The following is a 21,198-nucleotide window of genomic DNA, read 5'->3' as shown; positions in this document are numbered from 1 at the left end:
CGCCCAGTCGGTTTGATTCACTTAATCAACAGCAAACTTGTGAGGCGGCACTTGCCTTTATCAACCAGATGATTCCTTCTCCTCAGCCTTGATCTAGAATGAGAGTGATCGAAACGCGCGTGAGCGCGTATAGTAACCCGTTCGCATCTCAAGACTAGGTGAAACCAAGGAATCGATATGGTCAGTGAAGATACTCAGGCGTTCACTCGAGCCGATTGGACTGAGTGTATGGATAGGGTAAAACAGAAGGACACACAAGCGTTCGCCCTGGTGTTCCAACATTTTACCCCGCGTTTAAAGCAATTTACCTATCGCCACATGGGCAATGAGCAAGTGTGCATGGAAGTGGTACAGGAAACCCTGACCATTGTCTGGCAAAAGAGCATCATGTTTGATGGCAGTAAGAGTTCGCTCTCCACATGGATTTACACCATCGCGCGCAACTTGTGCTTTGATATGTTGCGCAAGCAAAAAGGGCGCGACGCCCATTTGTCCTCCGATGACATTTGGCCCAACGATTACTGCCCGCCTGACTTGGTTGAGCACTATTCGCCAGAGCAAGAGATGCTTAAAGAGCAAGTGGTGAAATATTTAGATACGTTACCGGATGCCCAACGCACCGTGGTCAAAGCCGTCTATCTGGAAGAGATGCCTCACCAGCAAGTGGCAGAGATGCTGAATATTCCCCTTGGTACCGTGAAGTCGCGCCTAAGGCTCGCGATTGAAAAACTGAAACATTCCATAGAGGCCGATCGCTTATGAGTTACCATCCACACATCGAAATGTTGCAGCAATACGCACAAGGGTCATTGGATGATGTCAACGCGTTCACTATTGCCGTGCATTTGGAAAGTTGCCCACATTGTAAAGAGCAAGTGAGATCCTTTGAGCAAGAGTGCGGGTTCGCGCTTGAGCAAGAGGTGCCAGACAACCAAACACCAGTGCAAAGTCTTGAGCAGATGCTGGCAAGCATCACCCAAACTGAGCAGATCAAAGATCCTATCAAGCTGCTGCGCCAGCCGAAAACGATTGATGTCAACGGACGCTCGATGATCTTACCGCTTGCATTATCCAAGCTGTATGATCGAATTGGCGAGTGGCGCAATTATGGTGGCAAGGTGTTTAGCGCTCCTATCGCGATTTCCGGCAACGCCCGTGTCAATCTTATGTACATGGCGGAAGGGGTCAAAGTGCCCGAGCACACCCATAAAGGGTTCGAATCGACGTTAGTGCTTCATGGTGGTTTTTCTGACGAAGAAGGGCATTATGAGGTCGGCGACTTTCTCTATAAAGACGCATCGGTCAAGCACAGCCCGCAAACTCAAGTTGGTGAAGATTGCTTGTGTTTAACGGTGCTGACTGAGCCTATGATCTTCACCCAAGGCGTCGCCCGAGTCTTCAATATGTTTGGACGTGGCTTGTACCCTTAATCTCTTCCCTAGATTAATAATAGACAAAAGAAAAGGCTTGGAGCACTCCAAGCCTTTTTCGTTCTTGCCATCTTGTCTATTTTTGCTGACGTGCTTTTTCGAGTAGATCCGAGAAGTAGTGACGCAGAGAATAGAGCATCAATAAGCTTGGGATAACCATTACCGCGGTCAGTATGAAGAACAGTGACCAATCGTTTAAGTAATCGGCGAGCTCGCCACTGAATGACGCAAGGGTCGTACGGCCGAAGTTGCCGAGTGAAGCCAGCAGCGCATATTGCGTGGCAGAGAAGGCTTGGCCAGTGAGCACAGTCAAAAACGAGACAAACGCGACGGTTGAGAAGGCCGTGGTGAAGTTGTCCACAATGATCGTGGCTAAGAAGAGGGTTTCACTTGGTCCTGTCTTGGCGATCCAGGCAAACATTAAGTTACTGCCCGCCATCGCAATACCGCCGATCATCAGCCCGCGAACGATGCCAAATTTGACGTTAAATAGACTGCCGACCAAGGTAAAGACAATGGTTGCCCCCCAACCAATCAATTTCGAGTAGTAACCAATTTGCTCATTGCTAAAGCCGACTTCTTTGTAGAAAGTGATCGACATGCGGCCAAGGAACGCCTCACCAATCTTGAACAAGAAGACAAACAGTAACAGCGTGATCGCGACGCGCACACCGTTACGTTTGAAGAAATCGAGGAAGGGTTCGACAACCGTGACACTCAACCACGCGACGGTTTTTGAATCGACGACTTGGTAATGTCTTTGCTCGGCTTGTTCTTGCAGCGTACTTCGCTCAGTCTTGGGCTCGCCGACCAGCAAGGTAAAGAGCATCAATACCCCAACGATGATCGCCATGCCGTAATAGACGCCATTCCACCCCATGCTGTCTGCATTGATAAATGCGAGATAACCCGGTAGAGAATACCCCGTCCACCATCCGATCACGGCCATCGCTGAGGCTTGAGGCAGTTTAGAGGATTCAGACTTAGGGAAGGTGTCGATACGAAAGGCGTCAATGGCAATGTCTTGTGTCGCTGAGGCAATCGCAATACCCAGCGCGAGCATCGATGTGAACGCTAAGTTTTTTGCAGGATCGACACCGGCAATGAACAGGGTGCAAGAGAGCACAACAAGCTGACAGAGTAAAATCCAACTGCGGCGTTGGCCAAGCTTATCGGTGAGATAAGGCAGGCGGACTCGGTCAACCAGTGGTGCCCACAAAAAGTTGATCGCGTAGACGGCGAACACGCTACCAAAATAGCCGATGGCAGCTCGAGTTAAGCCTGCATCTTTAAGCCAACCTGACATGTTGGAGCCAATCAACACCCACGGAAAGCCGCTTGAGCAGCCCAGCATAAATACCCAAAGCAGACGCTTATCGAGATAGCTTTTGATGGTGTCGCGCCATGACATTGGCGATGATGTCGCAGACATAGACGTATCCTTGTTCTGTGCGGTTTGAAATAAGAGGGCAGGTCACTAACGACGGAGATGCCACCGCCCCAACATGTGTTGGGGCGGGTAGAGGTTTACTCAATAAGGGTGGTTTTTTTGATGACGATAGGGATCGACGGCACGTCACTATAACGACCGACATTGTGCGTCTTGATGCCCGCCATCGATTCAACGACGTCAAAGCCATCGACCACTTTACCAAACACCGCATAGCCCGGCGGGCGCTGGTCATAGTCTAAAAAGTGATTGTCTTTAAAGTTGATGAAAAACTGGCGAGTGGCAGAATTTGGGTTGTTGGTGCGCGCCATTGCAATCGTGCCACGGTCGTTTTTTAGCCCGTTTGCGGCTTCGTTCTGAATTGGAGCGTAGGTACTCAACTGTTTCATATTGGTGTCAAAGCCGCCGCCCTGCGCCATAAATCCGGGGATCACGCGGTGAAATTGGCTCCCTGCATAGCTGCCCTCTTCGACGTACTTGAGGAAGTTGGCGACCGTAATCGGCGCCTTCTCTTGGTTAAGCTCAAGGGTGAAATTACCCAGCGTGGTTTCCACCAAGACTTTTGGCCCGGCAAACGCAAGTTGGCTCACCAATGCCAGTGACGTCAGTGCCCACTTCCACATTAGAAACGCTCCTGCATGTAAGTTTGCAGTTCACGATCGTTCGCGACTTCTTTTAGCACCAAGTTGACCACATCGTTAAGAACGGTTTCGATCTCTTGGTTGGATGCACTGAGTGCTCCTGTGCGTTTCGCTGTGCCGGTGTAAGCTTTTACTAACTTGCCGCGTGGCGTTTCGGCGGTGATTTCTAGCACTACTTTGCCGTCCATCTCATTTTCCATTACCGAGTGTTTGACCGACACCAAAGCTTCCTGCACTTCAATCTTCAGTGCGTTTTCGCTGTTGACGGTGTTACGGAAACCTTGAGATTGGAACTGCTCTAGCAGGGCATTTTCTAATGTGATACGCACATTCTGTTTAGAATGAATCGGTTCGATGTTAGAGCGGCCACTGTCGACCAAGGCGACATATTGCGCAGAGCGAACATCTTTACTGGTAATAGTAAAGGTGGCGTCCTGGACTAAATCACCGCGACTGAGTACCGCTTGTGGCATAAAGTTCAGTTGCTCTTGCTGAGGGGACGCACAGGCGGTCAAGATGGCCATTGACGCCGCTAATACCAGTTTTTTCATTGTCTTTTCCTTAATGCTTCACGTATGAAGTTAACTCTCAGTTCAAAGATAATAGAGGACTATTTAGTCGCTTGTAAAATAACAAATTTCTTATTTGATGCGATCACTTTGACTTGATGTTTACCAAACACTCTTTTCAGTTTTCCATCGTAGCCGAGGTGGCGGTTGCCGATAACTAATAATTGCCCACCAACACGAAGAACATGCTTTGCATCACAGAACATTTGCCAAGCGATGTGGTCAGTAATGGTTTGTTGCTGGTGGAACGGTGGGTTGCAAAGCACCACATCGTAGCTATCAGCATCAAATCCATCCAAGCTGTTGTTGGCAATACACTCTATTTGACGCTCACCTGTGTCATAGGGACGTAAGTTTTCTCGCGCCGACGCCACGGCGCTGAAACTTTCATCGACGCAGGTGATCGACAGTGCTGGATTAAGCTGTGATAACTTAACGGACAGCACGCCATTGCCACAGCCAAGATCAAGTGCTCGAGCGTGGCCGAGGTTGTCTGGCAAGTGGTCAAGAAAAAAGCTCGCTCCCTGATCTAGTCCCTCGCCTGAGTAGACGTTAGGGTGATTTTTTAGCGTCATCCCGTGTTGAGGAACGGGCCATTCAGTGATCGCCACTGCGGGCATAGGCGTATCACAATTAGCGAAACTAAATACCAGACGGTGTTTTTTCCACGCCAAAGAGGTCGTGGTGTCGCCCAAGTGTTTCTCAAACAGTTTCAGTGTTGAGCTGTGGATCTGTTTTGCTTTGTTGACCGCAATGACAGGGATGGTTGGCGACAGTGTCTCTCTTAACTGAGCGAGCTGCCACACTAAGTGGCGATTGGTACGCGGGATTTGCATCAACACTAGATCTGCATCTTTAGGGATAGGGTCGAGCGTTGAGCAGAGCGTGACCTTAGGGCACTGATTTTCCTCAAGGTTGGCGTGTGTCGCTTGGTGAGCAATCCACGAGTCACTCATCATGGTGACTCGGTAGTCACGAGAGAACCACGTGCTGAGCGCACCAAAATGATCGTTTAAAACAACGATGTGGCTCCCTTTTGTGAGAGAAAGTTGCTCGACATGATTGATCAGGTACTCATCTCCGGCGTCCCAGGCTTGTAAGGTGTCGTTGCTACGCTTAGGGTAACGGTAAAGGAACAGTGTTCGCTCAAAAAGAGTCAGCTCAGTTTTCATGCAGTCAATGGTCTCATCATAGGAATGGCTAAATTGTCGCAAATGTTACTGGCAGTGAAAACTAAAACCTTTTCTTTACTGAGTAGCACATTATTATGGTCACGCCCATAATCCAACTCGCTTAAACAGATTAGCGTAACGGTGAATTCATGCTCCAGCAAACAATAGAATCGAAACTTCACGAGGCTTTCCAGCCAAGCCACCTGCAAGTAGTGAATGAAAGCTACATGCACAATGTTCCCGCAGGTTCAGAGAGCCACTTTAAGGTTATTGTCGTGAGTGAACACTTTGATGGCGCTCGGTTAATTGCGAGGCACCGTCTTGTGAATCAGGCCTTGTCCGATGAATTGGCCAATCATATTCACGCCTTATCCATCCACACATACACGGCGCAAGAGTGGCAATCGCAGAACCAGAGTGCGCCAGATAGCCCGATGTGCATGGGTGGTAGTAAAGCATAAAGTGACAATGTAAATACCTCTAAAGGGTAGGGGTATTAAATCGATTTGTTAACAGTAAAGAAACATATGAATGGACGGCAGGCATTAAAATGAAATATTTCGCCTTATGACGGATTGTGACAGAAAGTCTTTGTGGATATTTGGGTCTTTGTGCGATGGCTCAAAGTTATGACGATTCCTTAGCCTTTTAAACTCAAAACGCTCGAAATATCTTCTTTAATACCTGTATTGGTCATGGCGTCGTCTTTGCAAAAGATGATAGACTATCGCACCTGATAAATCTCGTTGCATTTCTGCGATGTGATTTTTAAGAGGATGTTGCGATTTTGGTGTTTAAAACATCACCAAAACCGGACACAAGTGTCGTGTCTAAAAGTTACGCAATCAAAGAATCTTTTTCCCGATAAAAGTAGTGCAAGTGCGTATGATTACAATAAAAAAGGGTTTGGATCTACCTATCGCAGGTGCTCCTACCCAGGTGATTAATGATGGTAAAACCATCAAGAAAGTCGCCTTGCTTGGCGAAGAGTACGTCGGCATGCGTCCTACCATGCATGTCCGCGTAGGCGATGAAGTAAAGAAAGCTCAAGTTCTTTTTGAAGATAAGAAGAATCCTGGTGTGAAGTTTACTTCTCCAGCAAGCGGTAAAGTCATCGAGGTGAACCGTGGTGCAAAACGTGTACTCCAATCCGTTGTGATTGAAGTATCCGGTGAGCAACAGGTGACATTCGATAAGTACGAAGCAGCTCAACTAGCCAGTCTTGACCCACAAGCGGTGAAGTCTCAACTGGTTGAATCTGGTCTTTGGACAGCTTTACGTACTCGACCGTTCAGCAAGGTTCCAGCAATCGAGTCTTCGACAAAAGCGATTTTTGTTACCGCCATGGACACCAATCCATTGGCAGCTCAACCTGAGTTGATTATTAATGAACAGCAAGAAGCCTTTGTTGCTGGTCTTGATATTCTCTCAACCCTCACTGACGGCAAGGTTTACGTTTGTAAATCTGGCACTAGTCTTCCTCGCTCGTCTCAACCGAACGTTGAAGAACATGTGTTTGATGGCCCACACCCAGCCGGTCTCGCCGGTACCCACATGCATTACCTGTTCCCAGTGAATGCGGAAAATGTGGCGTGGAGCATCAACTACCAAGACGTGATCGCGTTTGGTCAGTTGTTCTTGACGGGTGAACTCTACACAGACCGCGTGATATCACTAGCGGGTCCTGTGGTTAACAACCCTCGTCTTATTCGTACGACGATCGGTGCGTCTCTAGACGACGTGACGGACAACGAACTCATGCCTGGTGAAGTTCGTGTGATTTCAGGCTCTGTCCTCTCTGGCGTTCATGCCACAGGTCCGCACGCGTATTTAGGTCGTTACCACATGCAGGTCTCTGTCCTGCGCGAAGGTCGTGAGAAAGAACTGTTTGGCTGGGCGATGCCGGGCAAAAACAAGTTCTCTATCACTCGTTCTTTCCTAGGTCATCTATTCAATGGTCAGTTGTTCAATATGACAACATCGACCAACGGTAGTGACCGTTCAATGGTACCGATTGGTAACTACGAGCGCATTATGCCGCTTGATATGGAACCAACGCTGCTTCTTCGTGACCTGTGTGCCGGTGATACCGACAGTGCTCAAGCACTGGGTGCGCTAGAGTTGGATGAAGAAGATCTCGCTTTGTGTACCTTTGTGTGTCCTGGCAAATACGAGTACGGTGCGCTACTTCGTGAATGCTTAGACAAGATCGAGAAGGAAGGGTAATTTTCATGGCGCTTAAAAAGTTTCTTGAAGACATCGAGCATCACTTCGAGCCGGGCGGCAAACACGAGAAGTGGTTTGCCTTGTATGAAGCGGCGGCAACGCTGTTTTACACACCAGGTCTAGTGACAAAGAAAAGCTCACATGTCCGTGATAACGTTGACTTAAAACGTATCATGATCATGGTTTGGTTTGCGGTATTCCCAGCAATGTTCTGGGGTATGTACAACGCTGGCGGCCAAGCCATCGCTGCTCTTAACCATATGTACGCAGGGGATCAACTTGCGGCTGTGGTTGCGGGTAATTGGCATTACTGGTTAACAGAAATGCTTGGCGGTACCATCGGAGTAGAAGCTGGCGTGGGTAGTAAAATGCTACTTGGCGCAACCTACTTCCTTCCTATCTACGCAACGGTCTTTATCGTTGGTGGTTTCTGGGAAGTGCTGTTCTGTATGGTGCGCAAGCATGAAGTCAACGAAGGTTTTTTCGTGACCTCCATTCTGTTTGCTCTCATCGTTCCACCTACGCTTCCATTGTGGCAAGCCGCTTTGGGTATCACCTTTGGTGTTGTTGTCGCAAAAGAGATTTTTGGTGGCACAGGTCGTAACTTCCTCAACCCAGCATTGGCGGGTCGTGCGTTTCTATTCTTCGCTTACCCAGCTCAAATCTCGGGTGACGTCGTATGGACAGCGGCTGACGGTTTCTCTGGTGCGACTGCATTGAGCCAATGGGCTCAAGGTGGTAATGGTGCCTTGATGAACACCGTGACTGGCGCGCCGATCACTTGGATGGATGCCTTTATTGGTAACATCCCAGGTTCAATTGGTGAAGTTTCGACACTGGCACTGATGATCGGTGCAGCGATGATCGTTTACATGCGTATTGCGTCTTGGCGCATCATTGCCGGCGTGATGATCGGTATGATCGCAACCGCAACGCTATTTAACGTGATTGGCTCTGATACCAACCCTATGTTTAACATGCCATGGCATTGGCACCTGGTTCTAGGTGGTTTTGCATTCGGTATGTTCTTTATGGCAACAGACCCAGTGTCGGCTTCCTTTACCAACAAAGGTAAATGGTGGTACGGCGCGCTCATCGGCGTGATGTGTGTTCTGATTCGTGTCGTCAACCCAGCGTACCCAGAAGGTATGATGCTGGCGATACTATTCGCGAACCTATTTGCACCTCTGTTCGACCATGTAGTAGTTGAAAAGAACATCAAGCGGAGACTAGCACGCTATGGCAAGTAATAACGACAGCATTAAAAAGACGCTGGGTGTTGTTATCGGGTTGAGCCTGGTTTGTTCAATCATCGTTTCAACAGCAGCGGTCGGTCTGCGTGATAAGCAGAAAGCGAACGCGGTTCTCGACAAGCAGAGCAAGATTATCGAAGTGTCTGGCATCGATTCTCAGGGCCAAAAAGTCCCTGAGCTCTTCGCTCAGTATATTGAACCTCGTCTTGTAGACTTCACTACCGGTGATTTCGTTGAAGGTAACGCAGCGACATTCGATCAGCGTAAAGCGGCGAAAGATCCAGCGGAGTCCATCAAGCTTGACGCGGCAGACGACAAAGCGAAAATCTTGCGTCGCGCGAACACAGGCGTGGTTTACCTCGTGAAAGATGGCGACTCTGTCTCTAAAGTTATCCTTCCGGTTCACGGCAACGGCCTATGGTCGATGATGTACGCGTTCGTCGCGGTTGAAACGGATGGCAACACAGTGGCAGGGATTACTTACTACGAGCAGGGTGAAACCCCAGGACTTGGTGGTGAAGTAGAAAACCCATCTTGGCGTGCACAGTGGGTCGGCAAGAAACTGTTTGACGACAACCACAAGCCAGCGATTAAAGTCGTGAAAGGTGGTGCACCAGCGGGTTCTGAGCACGGTGTTGACGGCCTTTCAGGTGCAACGCTAACAAGTAACGGTGTTCAACACACTTTTGACTTCTGGTTAGGTGATATGGGCTTCGGTCCGTTCCTAGCAAAAGTTCGTGACGGAGGTCTGAACTAATGTCTAGTGCACAAAACGTGAAAAAGAGCATCTTAGCGCCGGTATTGGACAACAACCCGATCGCGCTACAGGTTCTCGGTGTCTGTTCTGCGCTTGCAGTAACGACCAAACTTGAGACAGCTTTTGTTATGACACTGGCGGTAACCTTTGTTACGGCATTGTCGAACTTCTGTGTATCTCTGATTCGTAACCACATCCCTAACAGTGTGCGTATTATCGTCCAAATGGCGATCATCGCCTCTTTGGTTATCGTGGTTGACCAGGTGTTGAAAGCCTACCTCTACGACATCTCAAAACAGTTGTCGGTTTTCGTAGGTCTGATCATCACCAACTGTATCGTTATGGGCCGTGCAGAAGCATTTGCAATGAAATCTGAGCCTGTGCCGTCTTTGATTGACGGTATCGGTAACGGTTTGGGTTACGGTTTCGTTCTGATCACTGTTGGCTTCTTCCGTGAACTGTTTGGTAGCGGTAAGTTGTTTGGTCTAGAAGTTTTGCCATTGGTGAGCAACGGCGGTTGGTACCAGCCAAACGGCCTGATGCTCCTAGCACCTTCGGCGTTCTTCCTGATCGGCTTCCTAATTTGGGGTATTCGTATCCTGAAACCAGAACAAGTCGAAGCGAAGGAGTAAGGTCGTCATGGAACATTACATTAGTCTGTTAGTTAAATCGATTTTCATCGAGAACATGGCGCTCTCTTTCTTCTTGGGTATGTGTACCTTCTTGGCGGTATCCAAGAAAGTGAAGACGTCATTCGGTCTAGGTGTGGCGGTTGTGGTGGTATTGACCATTGCGGTTCCTGTGAACAACCTAGTCTACAACCTAGTATTGCGAGAGAACGCGCTAGTCGAAGGCGTTGACTTGAGCTTCCTTAACTTCATTACCTTCATTGGTGTGATTGCAGCGTTAGTACAGATCCTAGAAATGGTCTTGGACCGTTTCTTCCCACCTTTGTACAACGCATTGGGCATCTTCCTACCGTTGATCACCGTAAACTGTGCGATCTTCGGTGGTGTATCTTTCATGGTACAACGTGACTACAACTTTGCCGAATCTGTCGTGTACGGTTTTGGTTCTGGTGTGGGCTGGATGCTCGCGATCGTCGCTCTTGCAGGTATCCGTGAGAAGATGAAGTATTCTGACGTTCCTCCAGGCCTACGTGGTCTTGGCATCACCTTCATTACTGTGGGTCTGATGGCGTTAGGCTTTATGTCTTTCTCTGGTGTTCAACTGTAAGTCGGGTAAACCGCAACAATTAAGGAATAGTCAATGGACATTATTCTTGGTGTAGTGATGTTTACTCTGATTGTACTGGCGCTAGTACTAGTGATTCTTTTCGCTAAATCTAAGCTGGTACCAACAGGTGACATTACAATTTCTGTGAACGATGACCCGAATCTGGCGATCGTTACACAACCAGGTGGTAAGCTACTTGGCGCTCTAGCGGGCGCGGGTGTGTTCGTATCTTCTGCCTGTGGTGGCGGTGGCTCTTGTGGCCAGTGTCGCGTTAAAATCAAATCCGGTGGTGGTGATATCCTGCCAACCGAGCTAGACCATATTACTAAAGGTGAAGCTCGTGAAGGTGAGCGTCTTGCCTGTCAGGTCGCGATGAAAACCGACATGGATATCGAGTTACCAGAAGAGATCTTCGGCGTTAAAAAGTGGGAATGTACCGTTATCTCTAACGATAACAAAGCGACATTCATTAAAGAGCTTAAGCTACAAATCCCAGATGGCGAGTCTGTACCTTTCCGTGCAGGTGGCTACATTCAGATTGAAGCGCCAGCTCACCATGTGAAATACGCTGACTTCGATGTACCAGAAGAGTACCGTGAGGATTGGGATAAGTTTAACCTATTCCGCTACGAGTCTAAGGTAAACGAAGAGACAATCCGTGCATACTCAATGGCTAACTACCCAGAAGAGCACGGGATTATTATGCTGAACGTACGTATTGCTACGCCGCCGCCTAATAATCCTGAGGTACCACCAGGTATCATGTCTTCTTACATCTGGTCTTTGAAAGAAGGCGACAAGTGTACGATCTCTGGTCCATTCGGTGAGTTCTTCGCGAAAGATACCGATGCGGAAATGGTCTTCGTCGGTGGTGGTGCGGGTATGGCGCCAATGCGTTCTCACATCTTCGATCAGCTTAAGCGTTTGAACTCTAAGCGTAAGATGTCTTTCTGGTACGGCGCACGTTCTAAGCGCGAAATGTTCTATGTGGAAGATTTCGATATGCTGCAAGAAGAGAATGACAACTTTGTTTGGCACTGTGCATTGTCCGATCCAATGCCAGAAGACAACTGGGATGGCTACACAGGCTTTATCCACAATGTCTTGTACGAAAACTATCTGAAGGATCATGAAGCTCCAGAAGATTGTGAGTACTACATGTGTGGTCCACCGATGATGAATGCGGCCGTTATTGGCATGCTAAAAGACTTGGGTGTAGAGGATGAAAACATCCTACTCGATGACTTTGGCGGTTAATAGTTCGCGCCTCTAAAACGATGGCTGGCTCTTTGAGTCAGCCATTTTGCATTCCACACGACCCGTTTATACATTACTGGATAAACCAACCCGAAACCCAGGAGTTTTTTGTGAAAAAGTGGCTTGTTGCGTTTGCTTCCCTACTGATACTGGCAGGGTGTGAACAGCCCGTTGAGCAAATACATTTAAGCGGCCCAACGATGGGGACGACTTACAACATCAAGTACCTCAATACCGAAGGGCTGCCTGAACCTGAAGTCATTCAGCAAGAGGTTGATCGCCTGCTTGAGGAGGTCAACGACCAAATGTCGACCTATCGTAAGGACTCAGAGCTCAGCCGTTTTAACCAAAGTGAAAGCACGGAACCTTTTCCCGTGTCGCCACAAACGGCGTTGGTTGTGAAAGAAGCCATTCGCCTTAACGGTCTTACTCTAGGTGCATTGGATGTGACGGTTGGGCCTTTGGTCAACTTATGGGGATTCGGACCTGAAGCGCGCCGTGAAGTGGTACCCACCGATGAAGAGCTGGCGAAGCGCCAGGCCAGAGTGGGGATTGAGCATCTGCATGTTGAGGGCAATACCCTGCGCAAAGAGATTGCCAATCTTTACGTCGACTTATCAACCATCGCCAAAGGTTGGGGAGTGGATGTGCTGGCGGATTACATCCAATCCATCGGTGTCGACAATTACATGGTTGAAGTGGGCGGTGAGATTCGCCTCAAAGGCGTAAATCGTGAGGGTGTCGGCTGGCGTATCGCGATTGAAAAACCTTCGGTCGATGAGCGTGCGATTCAAGATATTATTGAACCCGGCGATATGGCGATTGCCACATCAGGTGATTACCGCAACTATTTTGAGCGTGATGGGGTTCGCTATTCCCACATCATCAATCCTGAAACGGGTAAACCTATAGATCATAAAGTGGTGTCGGTGACGGTTTTACATCCTTCGTCAATGACCGCAGATGGGCTGGCGACGGGTCTTATGGTCTTAGGTGAAGAAGAGGGAATGAAGGTGGCAGAAGTGCACCAGATCCCGGCACTCATGATTGTAAAAACAGACGATGGGTTTAAAGAGTTCGCTTCGTCCACCTATAAGCCATACTTACATCAATAAACGGCAAGAGAGCATGTCACTATGAGTACATTTATTATCACCTTCGGTGTTTTCATTGCAGTGATTGCAGCCATGTCTATTGGCTACATAGTGCAAAAGAAAGTGGTGAAGGGCAGTTGCGGCGGTTTAGGCGCTGTGGGCATTGAGAAAGTGTGTAATTGCCCTGAGCCTTGCGATGCGCGTAAAAAACGCGAAGCAAGAGAAGCGGCGCGAGCAGAAAAGCTGGCCGCTTGGGAAAAGGACCGTATTGCCTAACCGTTATTCGCTAACGGTTATTCCCTAATGGTTATGAGCCAATGGTCATTGGCTGACGACTTGATTGCGACCATTCGCTTTTGCGGTGTAGAGCCGATCGTCAGCCACTTTTATTTGGCCATCAAGGCTCGCCTCAATACAAGACACGCCGATGCTGATAGTGACATTGATGGTGTCGTCAGCGTAATGAATCGGCGTCTTTTCGACTCGGCGGCGCATACTATCCAGCCGCTTTACAAAGTCGTCATACGGTTGGCAAGATTGAATACAGAACTCTTCTCCGCCAAATCGGGCGACAATATCTTCCGGAAAATAGATCTTTAGGATGTTGGCGACCATAACCAATGCCGCATCACCGCCATCGTGGCCGTAGTTGTCATTTACTTGCTTAAAGTGATCAATATCGAGCATTGCAATGTTGCGTTTTTCGCAGCCATCACACACTTGATCAAACAAAAAACGGCGATTCCATAAGCCTGTTAGTGCATCTTGGTTGGCGAGTTTATACAGCTCATCCGTAGCCTCTTTCATATCAAGCAACTGGTGAACACGGCAATAAAACTCTTCTTGATTGAAGGGCTTAGTCAGAAAGTCATTCGCCCCAGCTTTAAGAAATTGCGCGGTTAAGGTTTTGCTTCCCGTACCGGATAAACCCAGTACCGCGAGCTGATTCTTGGTGTAAGTCTGGCGCAGTTCCCTTGTCATCATCACGCCGTCTTTTTCCGGCATGTCATGATCGGTGATGATAAAGGTAATGTCTGGGTTCTGCGCAATCAGTTCGAGCGCTTGCTGGCCATTTTCTGCTTGAGTCGTTTTGATGTATTGATGTTCCAATAGCTGCGCAACATGGCGACGAACGGTGGGGGAATCATCAACCACCAAGCCATGATGATTTTCGTTGTTGAGCAAGCGTTTGGCGAGTGGCAGCAAATAAGACACTGAGGCCATGCTGTCTTTGAGGATGTAATCCATCACCCCTTTGGCAATAAATCGTTCCCGTGCTTGCTCATTAAAAGTGGCGGTAAGGACGATGACTTTCTGTTCATGAGAAAGAACCAGATCAATCACTTCGCCATCTTGCGCATCAGGCAAACAGTAATCTAACACCGCGAAGCGAAACGACGGATGTTTCTCTAAAGTCTCTTTGGCTTGGGCATACGATTCGACACCAATCACGTGACAGCCGAGTGAGGAAAGTTGTTGAGTAAGATAGTTGCGATAGGCGCGGCTATCCTCTACGACCAACACTTTATTATTCAACTTGGTGCTCCTAATCTATATTTAACCTGTTAATAATAACTGTATCTCATTAACTTGCGAATCTTTTAACAATTCTCAAACCAAAATTCGGCTTTGTGGTTATGGGAAGATAAATTATACTGTTTGGATATACAGTTTTTAGGTTCAAAAGGCGATGAGGAAGATCATTCACATCGATATGGACTGCTTCTTCGCTGCGGTCGAGATGCGTGATCACCCTGCTTATCGTGGGCGTCCTCTGGCCGTCGGAGGCAGCGAAAAGCAACGTGGAGTGATCAGCACGTGCAACTACGAAGCGCGCCAGTTCGGCGTTCGCAGTGCAATGCCAACCGCACAGGCACTGAAGCTTTGCCCGCATCTATTGGTTGTACCCGGTCGGATGCAAGTTTACAAAGAGGTCTCAGCGCAGATCCGAGAGATTTTCGCGCGCTATACGCCGCTCATCGAACCTCTCTCTTTGGATGAAGCTTACCTTGATGTGACGCACTCCCCGCACTGCCATGGCAGCGCTACCCTAATTGCGCAAGCGATTCGACAGGATATCCATCAGGAGCTCAATTTGACCGCCTCAGCCGGGATTGCGCCTGTGAAGTTTCTCGCCAAGGTAGCCTCAGACATCAATAAGCCGAATGGCCAGTGTGTGATCCCACCGCAGGATGTGCAACGCGTCGTGGACAGTTTGCCGCTAGAGAAAATCCCCGGTGTCGGCAAGGTAAGTTTAGAGAAGCTGCATCAAGCGGGCTTTTATGTTTGCGAGGACATAAAAAACAGCGATTATCGTGAACTGTTGCGCCGTTTTGGGCGCCTCGGGGCGTCCTTGTGGAACAAGAGCCAGGGGATTGATGCACGTGAAGTCGTGACAGAGCGAGAGCGAAAGTCTGTGGGTGTGGAGCGCACGTTCAGTCATAATATTCACAGCTATGATCAATGCTGGCAAGTGATTGAAGAGCGACTCTTCCCAGAGCTGGAACGGCGCTTAGAAAGAGCGTCACCGGATAAAGGGATCATCAAACAGGGCATCAAAATGAAGTTCGCCGATTTCCAACTCACCACCATTGAGCACGGGCACAATCAATTGGAGTTGGCGTATTTTAAGCAATTGCTTAGTGATATATTAACCAGACAGCAAGGCCGTGAGATTCGCTTGCTTGGATTAAGCGTGATGTTGAAGCCTGAAGAGCAAACCAAGCAGCTGAGTTTCTTCTAAATGTTGACACAGGGGCAGCACAACACTGACAAAACCCTGCTAGCGTCAGCAAAAAGGACATAGGTAAATCATGATGAGAAAAATCGTATTGGCATTGGCACTCAGTGCTTCGGCACCTACGCTCGCGGCTCAATGCCATATTGGGCTGCAAAATGAGATTCACCTCAATGAGCGTCAGCTAGAAATCCATCAAACCAGCGGTGACAGTGCGGTGGTGGATGGGAATAACGAATTGACCATTCACGGCGAGCGCGTACCGCTTAGTGCCGAGCAGAAAAAAGCCATTGAAGAATATAAACAAAACCTCAATAGCTACGTACCTAAAGCAAAGCAGTTAGCCCAAGATGGCTTAGCGTTAGCGGATGATATTATTGATGATATTGCCGATAGCTTTGATACACCCGACGCCTTTGAGGGGGTCAAAGCATCACTGCGAGCTTTCTATAAGGATATGGAATCGAGATATTACAACGACGGTGATCTTATTTTGCCGGCGCAAAGCTTTCGTGAAATGGCGCAAACTTGGGCAGAAGATTTTGAAAAAGCTAAAGCACTATTTAACCAAGAGTTTATTACCAGCAGTTTTGCTGCGCTTCAGGCGAAGATGACCGCCGAAGGCGGGATTAACCTCACCGAAATGGCGGAAACCATGGCCGAACTGAAAGAGCGTATTGCGGCTCGGTTGGATGAACATGGTACTCAGTTGCAGAAAAAAGGCGATGCATTGTGTGATTCATTAGAAGAGATGGTCGAGCAAGAGAAGCAGCTGCATCAGCAGATCCCAGAGTTAAAAAACTATCCGGTCTTTACTATCTAACCCTACTTTTAATCCTTTCTAATAATAATGAAGATGCTTGTAAAATTACCTTTACTAGCATCTTCTTTGTTTTCTATGTCACTAAGCTAGAGAAATGTAGTTCAGCAATTGAAATGGCCAGTGTTTATCTATATTGTATCAGTCAACTAGTTCAATGGTGCAAAGTGGTATGGCACAAACAGACAACGTACAAGCTCGTGAGCACTTTGGTTCACGTTTAGGATTCATTCTTGCAGCGGCTGGCGCGGCTGTGGGGTTAGGGAATATTTGGGGTTTTCCAACCCAAGCGGCAAGCAACGGTGGCGGGGCATTTCTATTGGTCTATCTGATCATGATCTTTGTCGTCGCCTTTCCGATGCTAGTGGTTGAAATGGCAATTGGTCGTCATGGTCAAGCAAACCCCATTGATAGTATGCGCTCACTTCACTCTCACCCTATGGCAAAAAACATCGGCTCCATGGTCGGTTGGGTTGGTCTGAGTGTACCGTGTGCTGTGCTCGCTTTTTACAGCATCGTTGGCGGGTGGTTGATTTGCTTCTTGTTCGCGGCTGTGTGTGATCTGGCAGGGCTCGACGCCCTGAGTACATGGTTCAAAGGCTTTAGCATCGAGCGTAACCTATTGGGCACTGTGATCTTCTATGTTCTGACCATTTTGATTGTTCAAGGTGGTGTTAAACAGGGCATCGAGAAATGGTCGACTCGGCTCATGCCTGCGTTGTTTTTGCTCTTCGCTTTGCTGTTTATCTACATCATGACCCAAGCGGGCGCAATGGAAGGTCTCAAACACTATTTGGTGCCAGATTTCGCTAAGATCATGGATCGTAAGCTGATTTTAGCAGCGATGGGGCAAGGTTTCTTCTCGCTAACCATCGGGGGATGTTCCATGCTGATCTATGGCTCTTACCTGAGTAAAAAAGAGAACCTGCCAAAGATGGCCATGAACGTCACCTTGGTTGACACCGCTGTCGCTTTTATTGCGGGATTGGTGGTATTGCCTGCCATGTTTGTGGCGATGCAAAAAGGTGTTCAGATCTACGCTGAAGATGGCTCATTACTCAGCTCGGATACCTTGGTGTTTACGGTACTGCCGTTGATGTTTGAAAGTTTAGGGCTTCTTGGGCAACTCTTTGCTGTGGTGTTTTTCTTGTTGCTGACCATTGCCGCGTTGACCTCTTCAATCTCGATGCTTGAGTGTCCCGTTGCCTTAGTCGGCGAACGTTTCGGTACGGGAAGAACGGCGACCAGTTGGTGGTTAGGCGGCGCGATAGCGTTAGTCAGTGTAGTTGTGGTGTATCACTTCTCTGCCTTATTTGGCTTAGTCGCGATGATCGCCACGCAGTATCTGCAGCCGATGGCGGCGTTAATGTTCTGTCTGTTTGGTGGCTGGGTTTGGAGTCGTCAAGGAAAAGTTCGCGAGCTAGAACAGGGGTACTCAGAGTTCAGCCTAGGGTGGTTTGGCAAAGTATGGCCAGTGTATGTCAAATTTGTCTGCCCGCTGCTTGTCGCGACGGTGATCTGGGCGTCGTTTTAAAAAGCTTGAAGAGTGCCTGACAGGCACTCTTCAACCGTTCAACTAGCCACGACCCCGTGTTTTTGTCCCTTTTATCGCCGCATTTTTTTCAATAAAGTCGATGATCATCCCTGCAATGTCTTTACCTGTTGCGGCTTCAATACCTTCAAGACCAGGAGATGAGTTCACTTCCATCACCAGTGGCCCACGTTCTGAGCGCAACAAATCCACGCCAGCGACGTTAAGACCCATGATTTTGGCCGCAGCAACCGCAGTACGGCGCTCTTGCGGCGTGATTTTGACGAGTGATGCGCTGCCGCCTCGATGCAGATTAGAGCGAAATTCACCTTCCGCCCCTTGACGCTTCATCGCGGCGATCACCTTGTCGCCAATCACAAAACAGCGAATATCGGCGCCGCCGGCTTCTTTAATGTACTCTTGGACCATGATGTTGGCCTTCAAGCCCATAAACGCTTCAATCACACTTTCGGCTGCTTTTCGTGTTTCAGCAAGCACTACGCCAATACCTTGTGTTCCTTCTAGAAGCTTGATCACAACAGGCGCACCGCCGACCATCTCCAACAGATCTTTCACATCATCTGGTTTGCTGGCAAAACCGGTGATCGGCATACCGATGCCTTTACGAGAAAGTAACTGCATGGAACGAAGCTTATCTCTAGAGCGGGTGATCGCCACGGACTCGTTGACCGGATAGACACCCATCATCTCAAATTGACGCAACACAGCGGTGCCATAGAACGTCACCGAGGCGCCAATACGAGGAATGATGGCATCAAACCCTGACAGCTCTTCGCCTTTGAAATGAATTTCAGGTTTGTCTGAGTTGATATTCATGTAACAACGTAGAGCGTCAATAACCTTCACTTCGTGACCGCGTTCTTTTGCTGCCTCGAGTAAACGCTTGGTCGAGTAAAGTTTAGCGTTACGAGACAGAACACCGATTTTCATGCTGTGATTTCCTAATAGGGCAATACTCATCCGGCGATGGTCTCCGAATGAGTGCAAACAAAACAATAGAAACTCAGATGCCAGAGCGGGCACCTGTGACTTTTAAGATAAAGAGTCAGCGCGAAAAGTGGCAATAATGACGCCTCAGCGCTGTAAGGACGCGAACCTTAGCAGTGGGATAAATGGCTTGGCTAACAAAAATTAATTGCCGTCACTACAAATATTATCGCTCGATAGTGGCCCAAGCCGTGCGGTGATTTTGAGCCACAAAAAAGCCGAGCAAGAGCTCGGCTAATACAGTAATACTATGTTTAGATGAAAGACTATGCCTTCTCAGGAATCGCTTCCAGAAGGGCGACCATTTGCTCCCAAAAGAGCGCCACGGTATCAATCTTAACCTTCTCATCTGGTGAGTGAGGGAACTTAATGGTAGGACCAAAAGAGACCATATCCATATTGGGGTAAGGTTCTTTAAATAGACCACACTCTAGACCGGCGTGAATCACCATGATGTTCGGCTTGTGACCGTAAATGCCTTCATACATGTCGCGGAAGATGGCCATGATCTCTGAATCCGCATCCGGTTTCCAGCCAGGGTAGGCGCCAGAGAAAGCGATCTTAGCACCAGCAAGCTCAGCCACGGAGGTGAGCATGCCTTCAACTTGTTGGCGACCCGAGTCAATCAAAGAGCGAACTAAGCAGAGAACGCGAATGGCTTCTTTTTCTGTGGTAATGACACCAACGTTTAATGAGGTCTCGACCACTCCTTCAATGTCGTCACTCATACGAATCACGCCATTCGGGCAGGCGTTCAAAGCGGCGATAAAACGCTGTTGATCGCTAATAGATAGCACGCCTTCCTGACTTTCACTCGCTTCGTTAAACGTGACAAGGCTAGTTTCCACTTTGCCGAGCTCGTTGATAAGCAGTTGTGTGTAGAACTGATAAAGCTCGGCAAGCTTGGCTTCGTTTTCAGCAGGGACGGCGACCGTAACAAACGCTTCGCGTGGAATTGCATTACGCAGGCTACCACCACGGAATTCAATCAGGCGCAAATCCAGTTCGCTTGCGTGACCTGCTAGGAATCGAGCGAGGAGTTTGTTGGCATTACCGCGTCCAGTGTGGATATCACAGCCTGAGTGTCCGCCTTTTAAGCCTTTAAGAATAAGCTGTCGGGTCACATAGCCCGCGGGCAGAGCTTCGCGTTGGATCTCGAACGTCATTTCACCGTCGATACCACCGGCACAACCCATGTACACTTCACCCTCTTGCTCAGAATCGGTATTAAGCAGAATGTCGCCTTCTAACCAACCCGCTTCAAGACCAAATGCGCCAGTCATGCCTGCTTCTTCATCAATCGTCAGCAGCACTTCTAGTGGCCCGTGTTTAATGTCATTGGACGCCAATACCGCGAGACAAGACGCCATACCAATGCCGTTGTCCGCACCCAAAGTTGTGCCTTTGGCGGTGACCCACTCACCATCAATATAAGGTTGGATCGGGTCTTGGGTAAAATCATGATCCGTGTCTTCGTTTTTCTGCGGCACCATATCAATGTGAGCCTGCAGAACCACACCTTTTTTATTCTCCATCCCTTTGGTCGCCGGTTTTTTGATGAAGACGTTGCCGGTTGGATCGCGTTTGACTTCTAGGCCTTGATCGGTCGCCCAATCAATGATCATTTGCGCTAGGGCTTCTTCGTGTTTCGATGGGTGAGGAATGGAGCAAATCTTGTCGAAAAACTGCCACAAAGGCGCTGGTGACAAGCTGCTAATTTCAGAATGGAACTCAGACACGGATAACTCCTTATAATGAGAGATGGCAAATATTGTCTTATGCACCAAATGATGAGTAGCACAAACATCCAAACTTGCCGATTTGATGTTGGTCAGAATAGCACTCTCAAGATCGATACCCAAGTGAGTTGATGCAAACTGCAGCGAAAAGTGCCTACCTCTCTATCGACGGGATATTCAATGATGTGATTATCAATCTGACAGATTAACTTAGATGTTAGTGATTTTTATGTAATTAAATTACAGTTTAGGTTTAATTTGAATCAGTAGTCGCAATT

General features: G+C 48.4%; 21 protein-coding genes. 14 read left to right on the top strand and 7 right to left on the bottom strand.

The genetic code is table 11. The features are described from left to right. Window positions 1–177 precede the first annotated feature (177 nt). Entirely contained in the window at window positions 178–762 is a 585-nt protein-coding gene (locus AC6R1A_RS10755) for an RNA polymerase sigma factor (RefSeq protein WP_334554380.1), read from the top strand. Further along, window positions 759–1,430, top strand: a complete 672-nt coding sequence (locus AC6R1A_RS10750) for a ChrR family anti-sigma-E factor (protein ID WP_500633935.1) — start codon at window positions 759–761, stop codon at window positions 1,428–1,430. Before AC6R1A_RS10755 ends, AC6R1A_RS10750 begins: the two co-directional genes overlap by 4 nt. A 76-nt stretch (window positions 1,431–1,506) precedes the next feature. Here the strand turns inward: AC6R1A_RS10750 and AC6R1A_RS10745 are convergent, their stop codons facing one another. From AC6R1A_RS10745 to AC6R1A_RS10730, 4 genes are all read right to left on the bottom strand, one after another. Continuing rightward, a complete protein-coding gene (locus AC6R1A_RS10745; protein WP_500633934.1) occupies window positions 1,507–2,862 on the bottom strand; it encodes an AmpG family muropeptide MFS transporter in 1,356 nt (451 codons plus the stop codon). A gap of 95 nt (window positions 2,863–2,957) precedes the next feature. Continuing rightward, entirely contained in the window at window positions 2,958–3,503 is a 546-nt protein-coding gene (locus tag AC6R1A_RS10740) for a peptidylprolyl isomerase (RefSeq protein WP_487901302.1), read from the bottom strand. Further along, window positions 3,503–4,072, bottom strand: a complete 570-nt coding sequence (locus AC6R1A_RS10735; protein ID WP_334554388.1) for a YajG family lipoprotein — start codon at window positions 4,070–4,072, stop codon at window positions 3,503–3,505. The genes AC6R1A_RS10740 and AC6R1A_RS10735 overlap by 1 nt, the downstream gene beginning before the upstream one ends. A 59-nt stretch (window positions 4,073–4,131) precedes the next feature. Next, window positions 4,132–5,262 carry a methyltransferase gene (locus tag AC6R1A_RS10730; protein ID WP_500633933.1) on the bottom strand — a complete coding sequence of 377 codons (1,131 nt, stop codon included), beginning with the start codon at window positions 5,260–5,262 and terminating at the stop codon, window positions 4,132–4,134. 149 nt (window positions 5,263–5,411) lie between these two features. Between AC6R1A_RS10730 and bolA the strand changes: the two genes are divergently transcribed. The 9 genes from bolA (at window position 5,412) to nqrM (ending at window position 13,361) form a co-directional block, all read left to right on the top strand. Beyond that, window positions 5,412–5,723, top strand: coding sequence for a transcriptional regulator BolA (bolA, locus tag AC6R1A_RS10725; protein WP_500631748.1), 312 nt, complete (start codon window positions 5,412–5,414; stop codon window positions 5,721–5,723). Between the two features lie 424 nt (window positions 5,724–6,147). After that, window positions 6,148–7,488: a Na(+)-translocating NADH-quinone reductase subunit A gene (locus AC6R1A_RS10720; protein WP_334554394.1), complete on the top strand. Its 1,341-nt coding sequence runs from the start codon at window positions 6,148–6,150 to the stop codon at window positions 7,486–7,488. 5 nt (window positions 7,489–7,493) lie between these two features. Further along, window positions 7,494–8,738 carry an NADH:ubiquinone reductase (Na(+)-transporting) subunit B gene (locus tag AC6R1A_RS10715; RefSeq protein ID WP_500626534.1) on the top strand — a complete coding sequence of 415 codons (1,245 nt, stop codon included), beginning with the start codon at window positions 7,494–7,496 and terminating at the stop codon, window positions 8,736–8,738. Beyond that, window positions 8,728–9,498 (top strand): Na(+)-translocating NADH-quinone reductase subunit C, encoded by a 771-nt coding sequence (locus AC6R1A_RS10710; RefSeq protein WP_334554398.1) that lies wholly within the window; start codon window positions 8,728–8,730, stop codon window positions 9,496–9,498. Before AC6R1A_RS10715 ends, AC6R1A_RS10710 begins: the two co-directional genes overlap by 11 nt. Further along, window positions 9,498–10,130: an NADH:ubiquinone reductase (Na(+)-transporting) subunit D gene (locus AC6R1A_RS10705; RefSeq protein WP_487901298.1), complete on the top strand. Its 633-nt coding sequence runs from the start codon at window positions 9,498–9,500 to the stop codon at window positions 10,128–10,130. Before AC6R1A_RS10710 ends, AC6R1A_RS10705 begins: the two co-directional genes overlap by 1 nt. 7 nt (window positions 10,131–10,137) lie before the next feature. Continuing rightward, complete coding sequence (gene nqrE / locus AC6R1A_RS10700; protein WP_014232790.1) at window positions 10,138–10,734, top strand: NADH:ubiquinone reductase (Na(+)-transporting) subunit E; 597 nt, start codon at window positions 10,138–10,140, stop codon at window positions 10,732–10,734. A gap of 33 nt (window positions 10,735–10,767) precedes the next feature. After that, the gene (gene nqrF, locus AC6R1A_RS10695; protein ID WP_334554404.1) at window positions 10,768–11,991 is read left to right on the top strand and encodes an NADH:ubiquinone reductase (Na(+)-transporting) subunit F; all 1,224 of its coding nucleotides are present in this window, start codon (window positions 10,768–10,770) and stop codon (window positions 11,989–11,991) included. 110 nt (window positions 11,992–12,101) lie between these two features. Next, window positions 12,102–13,106, top strand: a complete 1,005-nt coding sequence (locus AC6R1A_RS10690) for an FAD:protein FMN transferase (protein ID WP_500631746.1) — start codon at window positions 12,102–12,104, stop codon at window positions 13,104–13,106. 21 nt (window positions 13,107–13,127) lie between these two features. Then, the gene (nqrM, locus tag AC6R1A_RS10685; protein ID WP_334554408.1) at window positions 13,128–13,361 is read left to right on the top strand and encodes a (Na+)-NQR maturation NqrM; all 234 of its coding nucleotides are present in this window, start codon (window positions 13,128–13,130) and stop codon (window positions 13,359–13,361) included. A 45-nt stretch (window positions 13,362–13,406) separates the two neighbouring features. Here nqrM and AC6R1A_RS10680 read toward each other — a convergent pair whose 3' ends face one another. Next, window positions 13,407–14,621: a GGDEF domain-containing response regulator gene (locus AC6R1A_RS10680; protein WP_487901295.1), complete on the bottom strand. Its 1,215-nt coding sequence runs from the start codon at window positions 14,619–14,621 to the stop codon at window positions 13,407–13,409. 154 nt (window positions 14,622–14,775) lie between these two features. Here AC6R1A_RS10680 and dinB point away from each other — a divergent pair, with 154 nt between their 5' ends. From dinB to AC6R1A_RS10665, 3 genes are all read left to right on the top strand, one after another. Further along, window positions 14,776–15,828, top strand: coding sequence for a DNA polymerase IV (dinB, locus tag AC6R1A_RS10675; RefSeq protein ID WP_487901294.1), 1,053 nt, complete (start codon window positions 14,776–14,778; stop codon window positions 15,826–15,828). A 73-nt stretch (window positions 15,829–15,901) separates the two neighbouring features. Then, a complete protein-coding gene (locus tag AC6R1A_RS10670; protein WP_500633954.1) occupies window positions 15,902–16,645 on the top strand; it encodes a DUF2884 family protein in 744 nt (247 codons plus the stop codon). Between the two features lie 169 nt (window positions 16,646–16,814). Further along, window positions 16,815–18,176, top strand: coding sequence for a sodium-dependent transporter (locus AC6R1A_RS10665; RefSeq protein ID WP_500633932.1), 1,362 nt, complete (start codon window positions 16,815–16,817; stop codon window positions 18,174–18,176). A 42-nt stretch (window positions 18,177–18,218) separates the two neighbouring features. Here the strand turns inward: AC6R1A_RS10665 and rimK are convergent, their stop codons facing one another. Beyond that, window positions 18,219–19,124 (bottom strand): 30S ribosomal protein S6--L-glutamate ligase, encoded by a 906-nt coding sequence (rimK, locus tag AC6R1A_RS10660; RefSeq protein WP_500633931.1) that lies wholly within the window; start codon window positions 19,122–19,124, stop codon window positions 18,219–18,221. Window positions 19,125–19,447: 323 nt separating this feature from the next. Continuing rightward, window positions 19,448–20,920, bottom strand: coding sequence for an aminoacyl-histidine dipeptidase (locus AC6R1A_RS10655; protein ID WP_500633930.1), 1,473 nt, complete (start codon window positions 20,918–20,920; stop codon window positions 19,448–19,450). Window positions 20,921–21,198 lie beyond the last annotated feature (278 nt).

Source organism: Vibrio sp. R10-SG3-ISO3 (assembly GCF_059834225.1).
This window is presented reverse-complemented; position numbering and strand designations above follow the sequence as displayed.

Excerpts from the sequence above, each read along its gene's own strand:
- nqrM (WP_334554408.1), top strand. The coding sequence starts at position 13,128 with ATGAGTACATTTATTATCACCTTCGGTGTTTTCATTGCAGTGATTGCA.
- rimK (WP_500633931.1), bottom strand. The coding sequence starts at position 19,124 with ATGAAAATCGGTGTTCTGTCTCGTAACGCTAAACTTTACTCGACCAAG.
- AC6R1A_RS10665 (WP_500633932.1), top strand. The coding sequence starts at position 16,815 with ATGGCACAAACAGACAACGTACAAGCTCGTGAGCACTTTGGTTCACGT.
- dinB (WP_487901294.1), top strand. The coding sequence starts at position 14,776 with ATGAGGAAGATCATTCACATCGATATGGACTGCTTCTTCGCTGCGGTC.
- AC6R1A_RS10715 (WP_500626534.1), top strand. The coding sequence starts at position 7,494 with ATGGCGCTTAAAAAGTTTCTTGAAGACATCGAGCATCACTTCGAGCCG.
- AC6R1A_RS10745 (WP_500633934.1), bottom strand. The coding sequence starts at position 2,862 with ATGTCTGCGACATCATCGCCAATGTCATGGCGCGACACCATCAAAAGC.
- AC6R1A_RS10740 (WP_487901302.1), bottom strand. The coding sequence starts at position 3,503 with ATGTGGAAGTGGGCACTGACGTCACTGGCATTGGTGAGCCAACTTGCG.
- AC6R1A_RS10720 (WP_334554394.1), top strand. The coding sequence starts at position 6,148 with ATGATTACAATAAAAAAGGGTTTGGATCTACCTATCGCAGGTGCTCCT.
- nqrF (WP_334554404.1), top strand. The coding sequence starts at position 10,768 with ATGGACATTATTCTTGGTGTAGTGATGTTTACTCTGATTGTACTGGCG.
- nqrE (WP_014232790.1), top strand. The coding sequence starts at position 10,138 with ATGGAACATTACATTAGTCTGTTAGTTAAATCGATTTTCATCGAGAAC.
- AC6R1A_RS10670 (WP_500633954.1), top strand. The coding sequence starts at position 15,902 with ATGAGAAAAATCGTATTGGCATTGGCACTCAGTGCTTCGGCACCTACG.
- AC6R1A_RS10705 (WP_487901298.1), top strand. The coding sequence starts at position 9,498 with ATGTCTAGTGCACAAAACGTGAAAAAGAGCATCTTAGCGCCGGTATTG.
- AC6R1A_RS10710 (WP_334554398.1), top strand. The coding sequence starts at position 8,728 with ATGGCAAGTAATAACGACAGCATTAAAAAGACGCTGGGTGTTGTTATC.
- AC6R1A_RS10730 (WP_500633933.1), bottom strand. The coding sequence starts at position 5,262 with ATGAAAACTGAGCTGACTCTTTTTGAGCGAACACTGTTCCTTTACCGT.
- AC6R1A_RS10735 (WP_334554388.1), bottom strand. The coding sequence starts at position 4,072 with ATGAAAAAACTGGTATTAGCGGCGTCAATGGCCATCTTGACCGCCTGT.
- bolA (WP_500631748.1), top strand. The coding sequence starts at position 5,412 with ATGCTCCAGCAAACAATAGAATCGAAACTTCACGAGGCTTTCCAGCCA.
- AC6R1A_RS10755 (WP_334554380.1), top strand. The coding sequence starts at position 178 with ATGGTCAGTGAAGATACTCAGGCGTTCACTCGAGCCGATTGGACTGAG.
- AC6R1A_RS10750 (WP_500633935.1), top strand. The coding sequence starts at position 759 with ATGAGTTACCATCCACACATCGAAATGTTGCAGCAATACGCACAAGGG.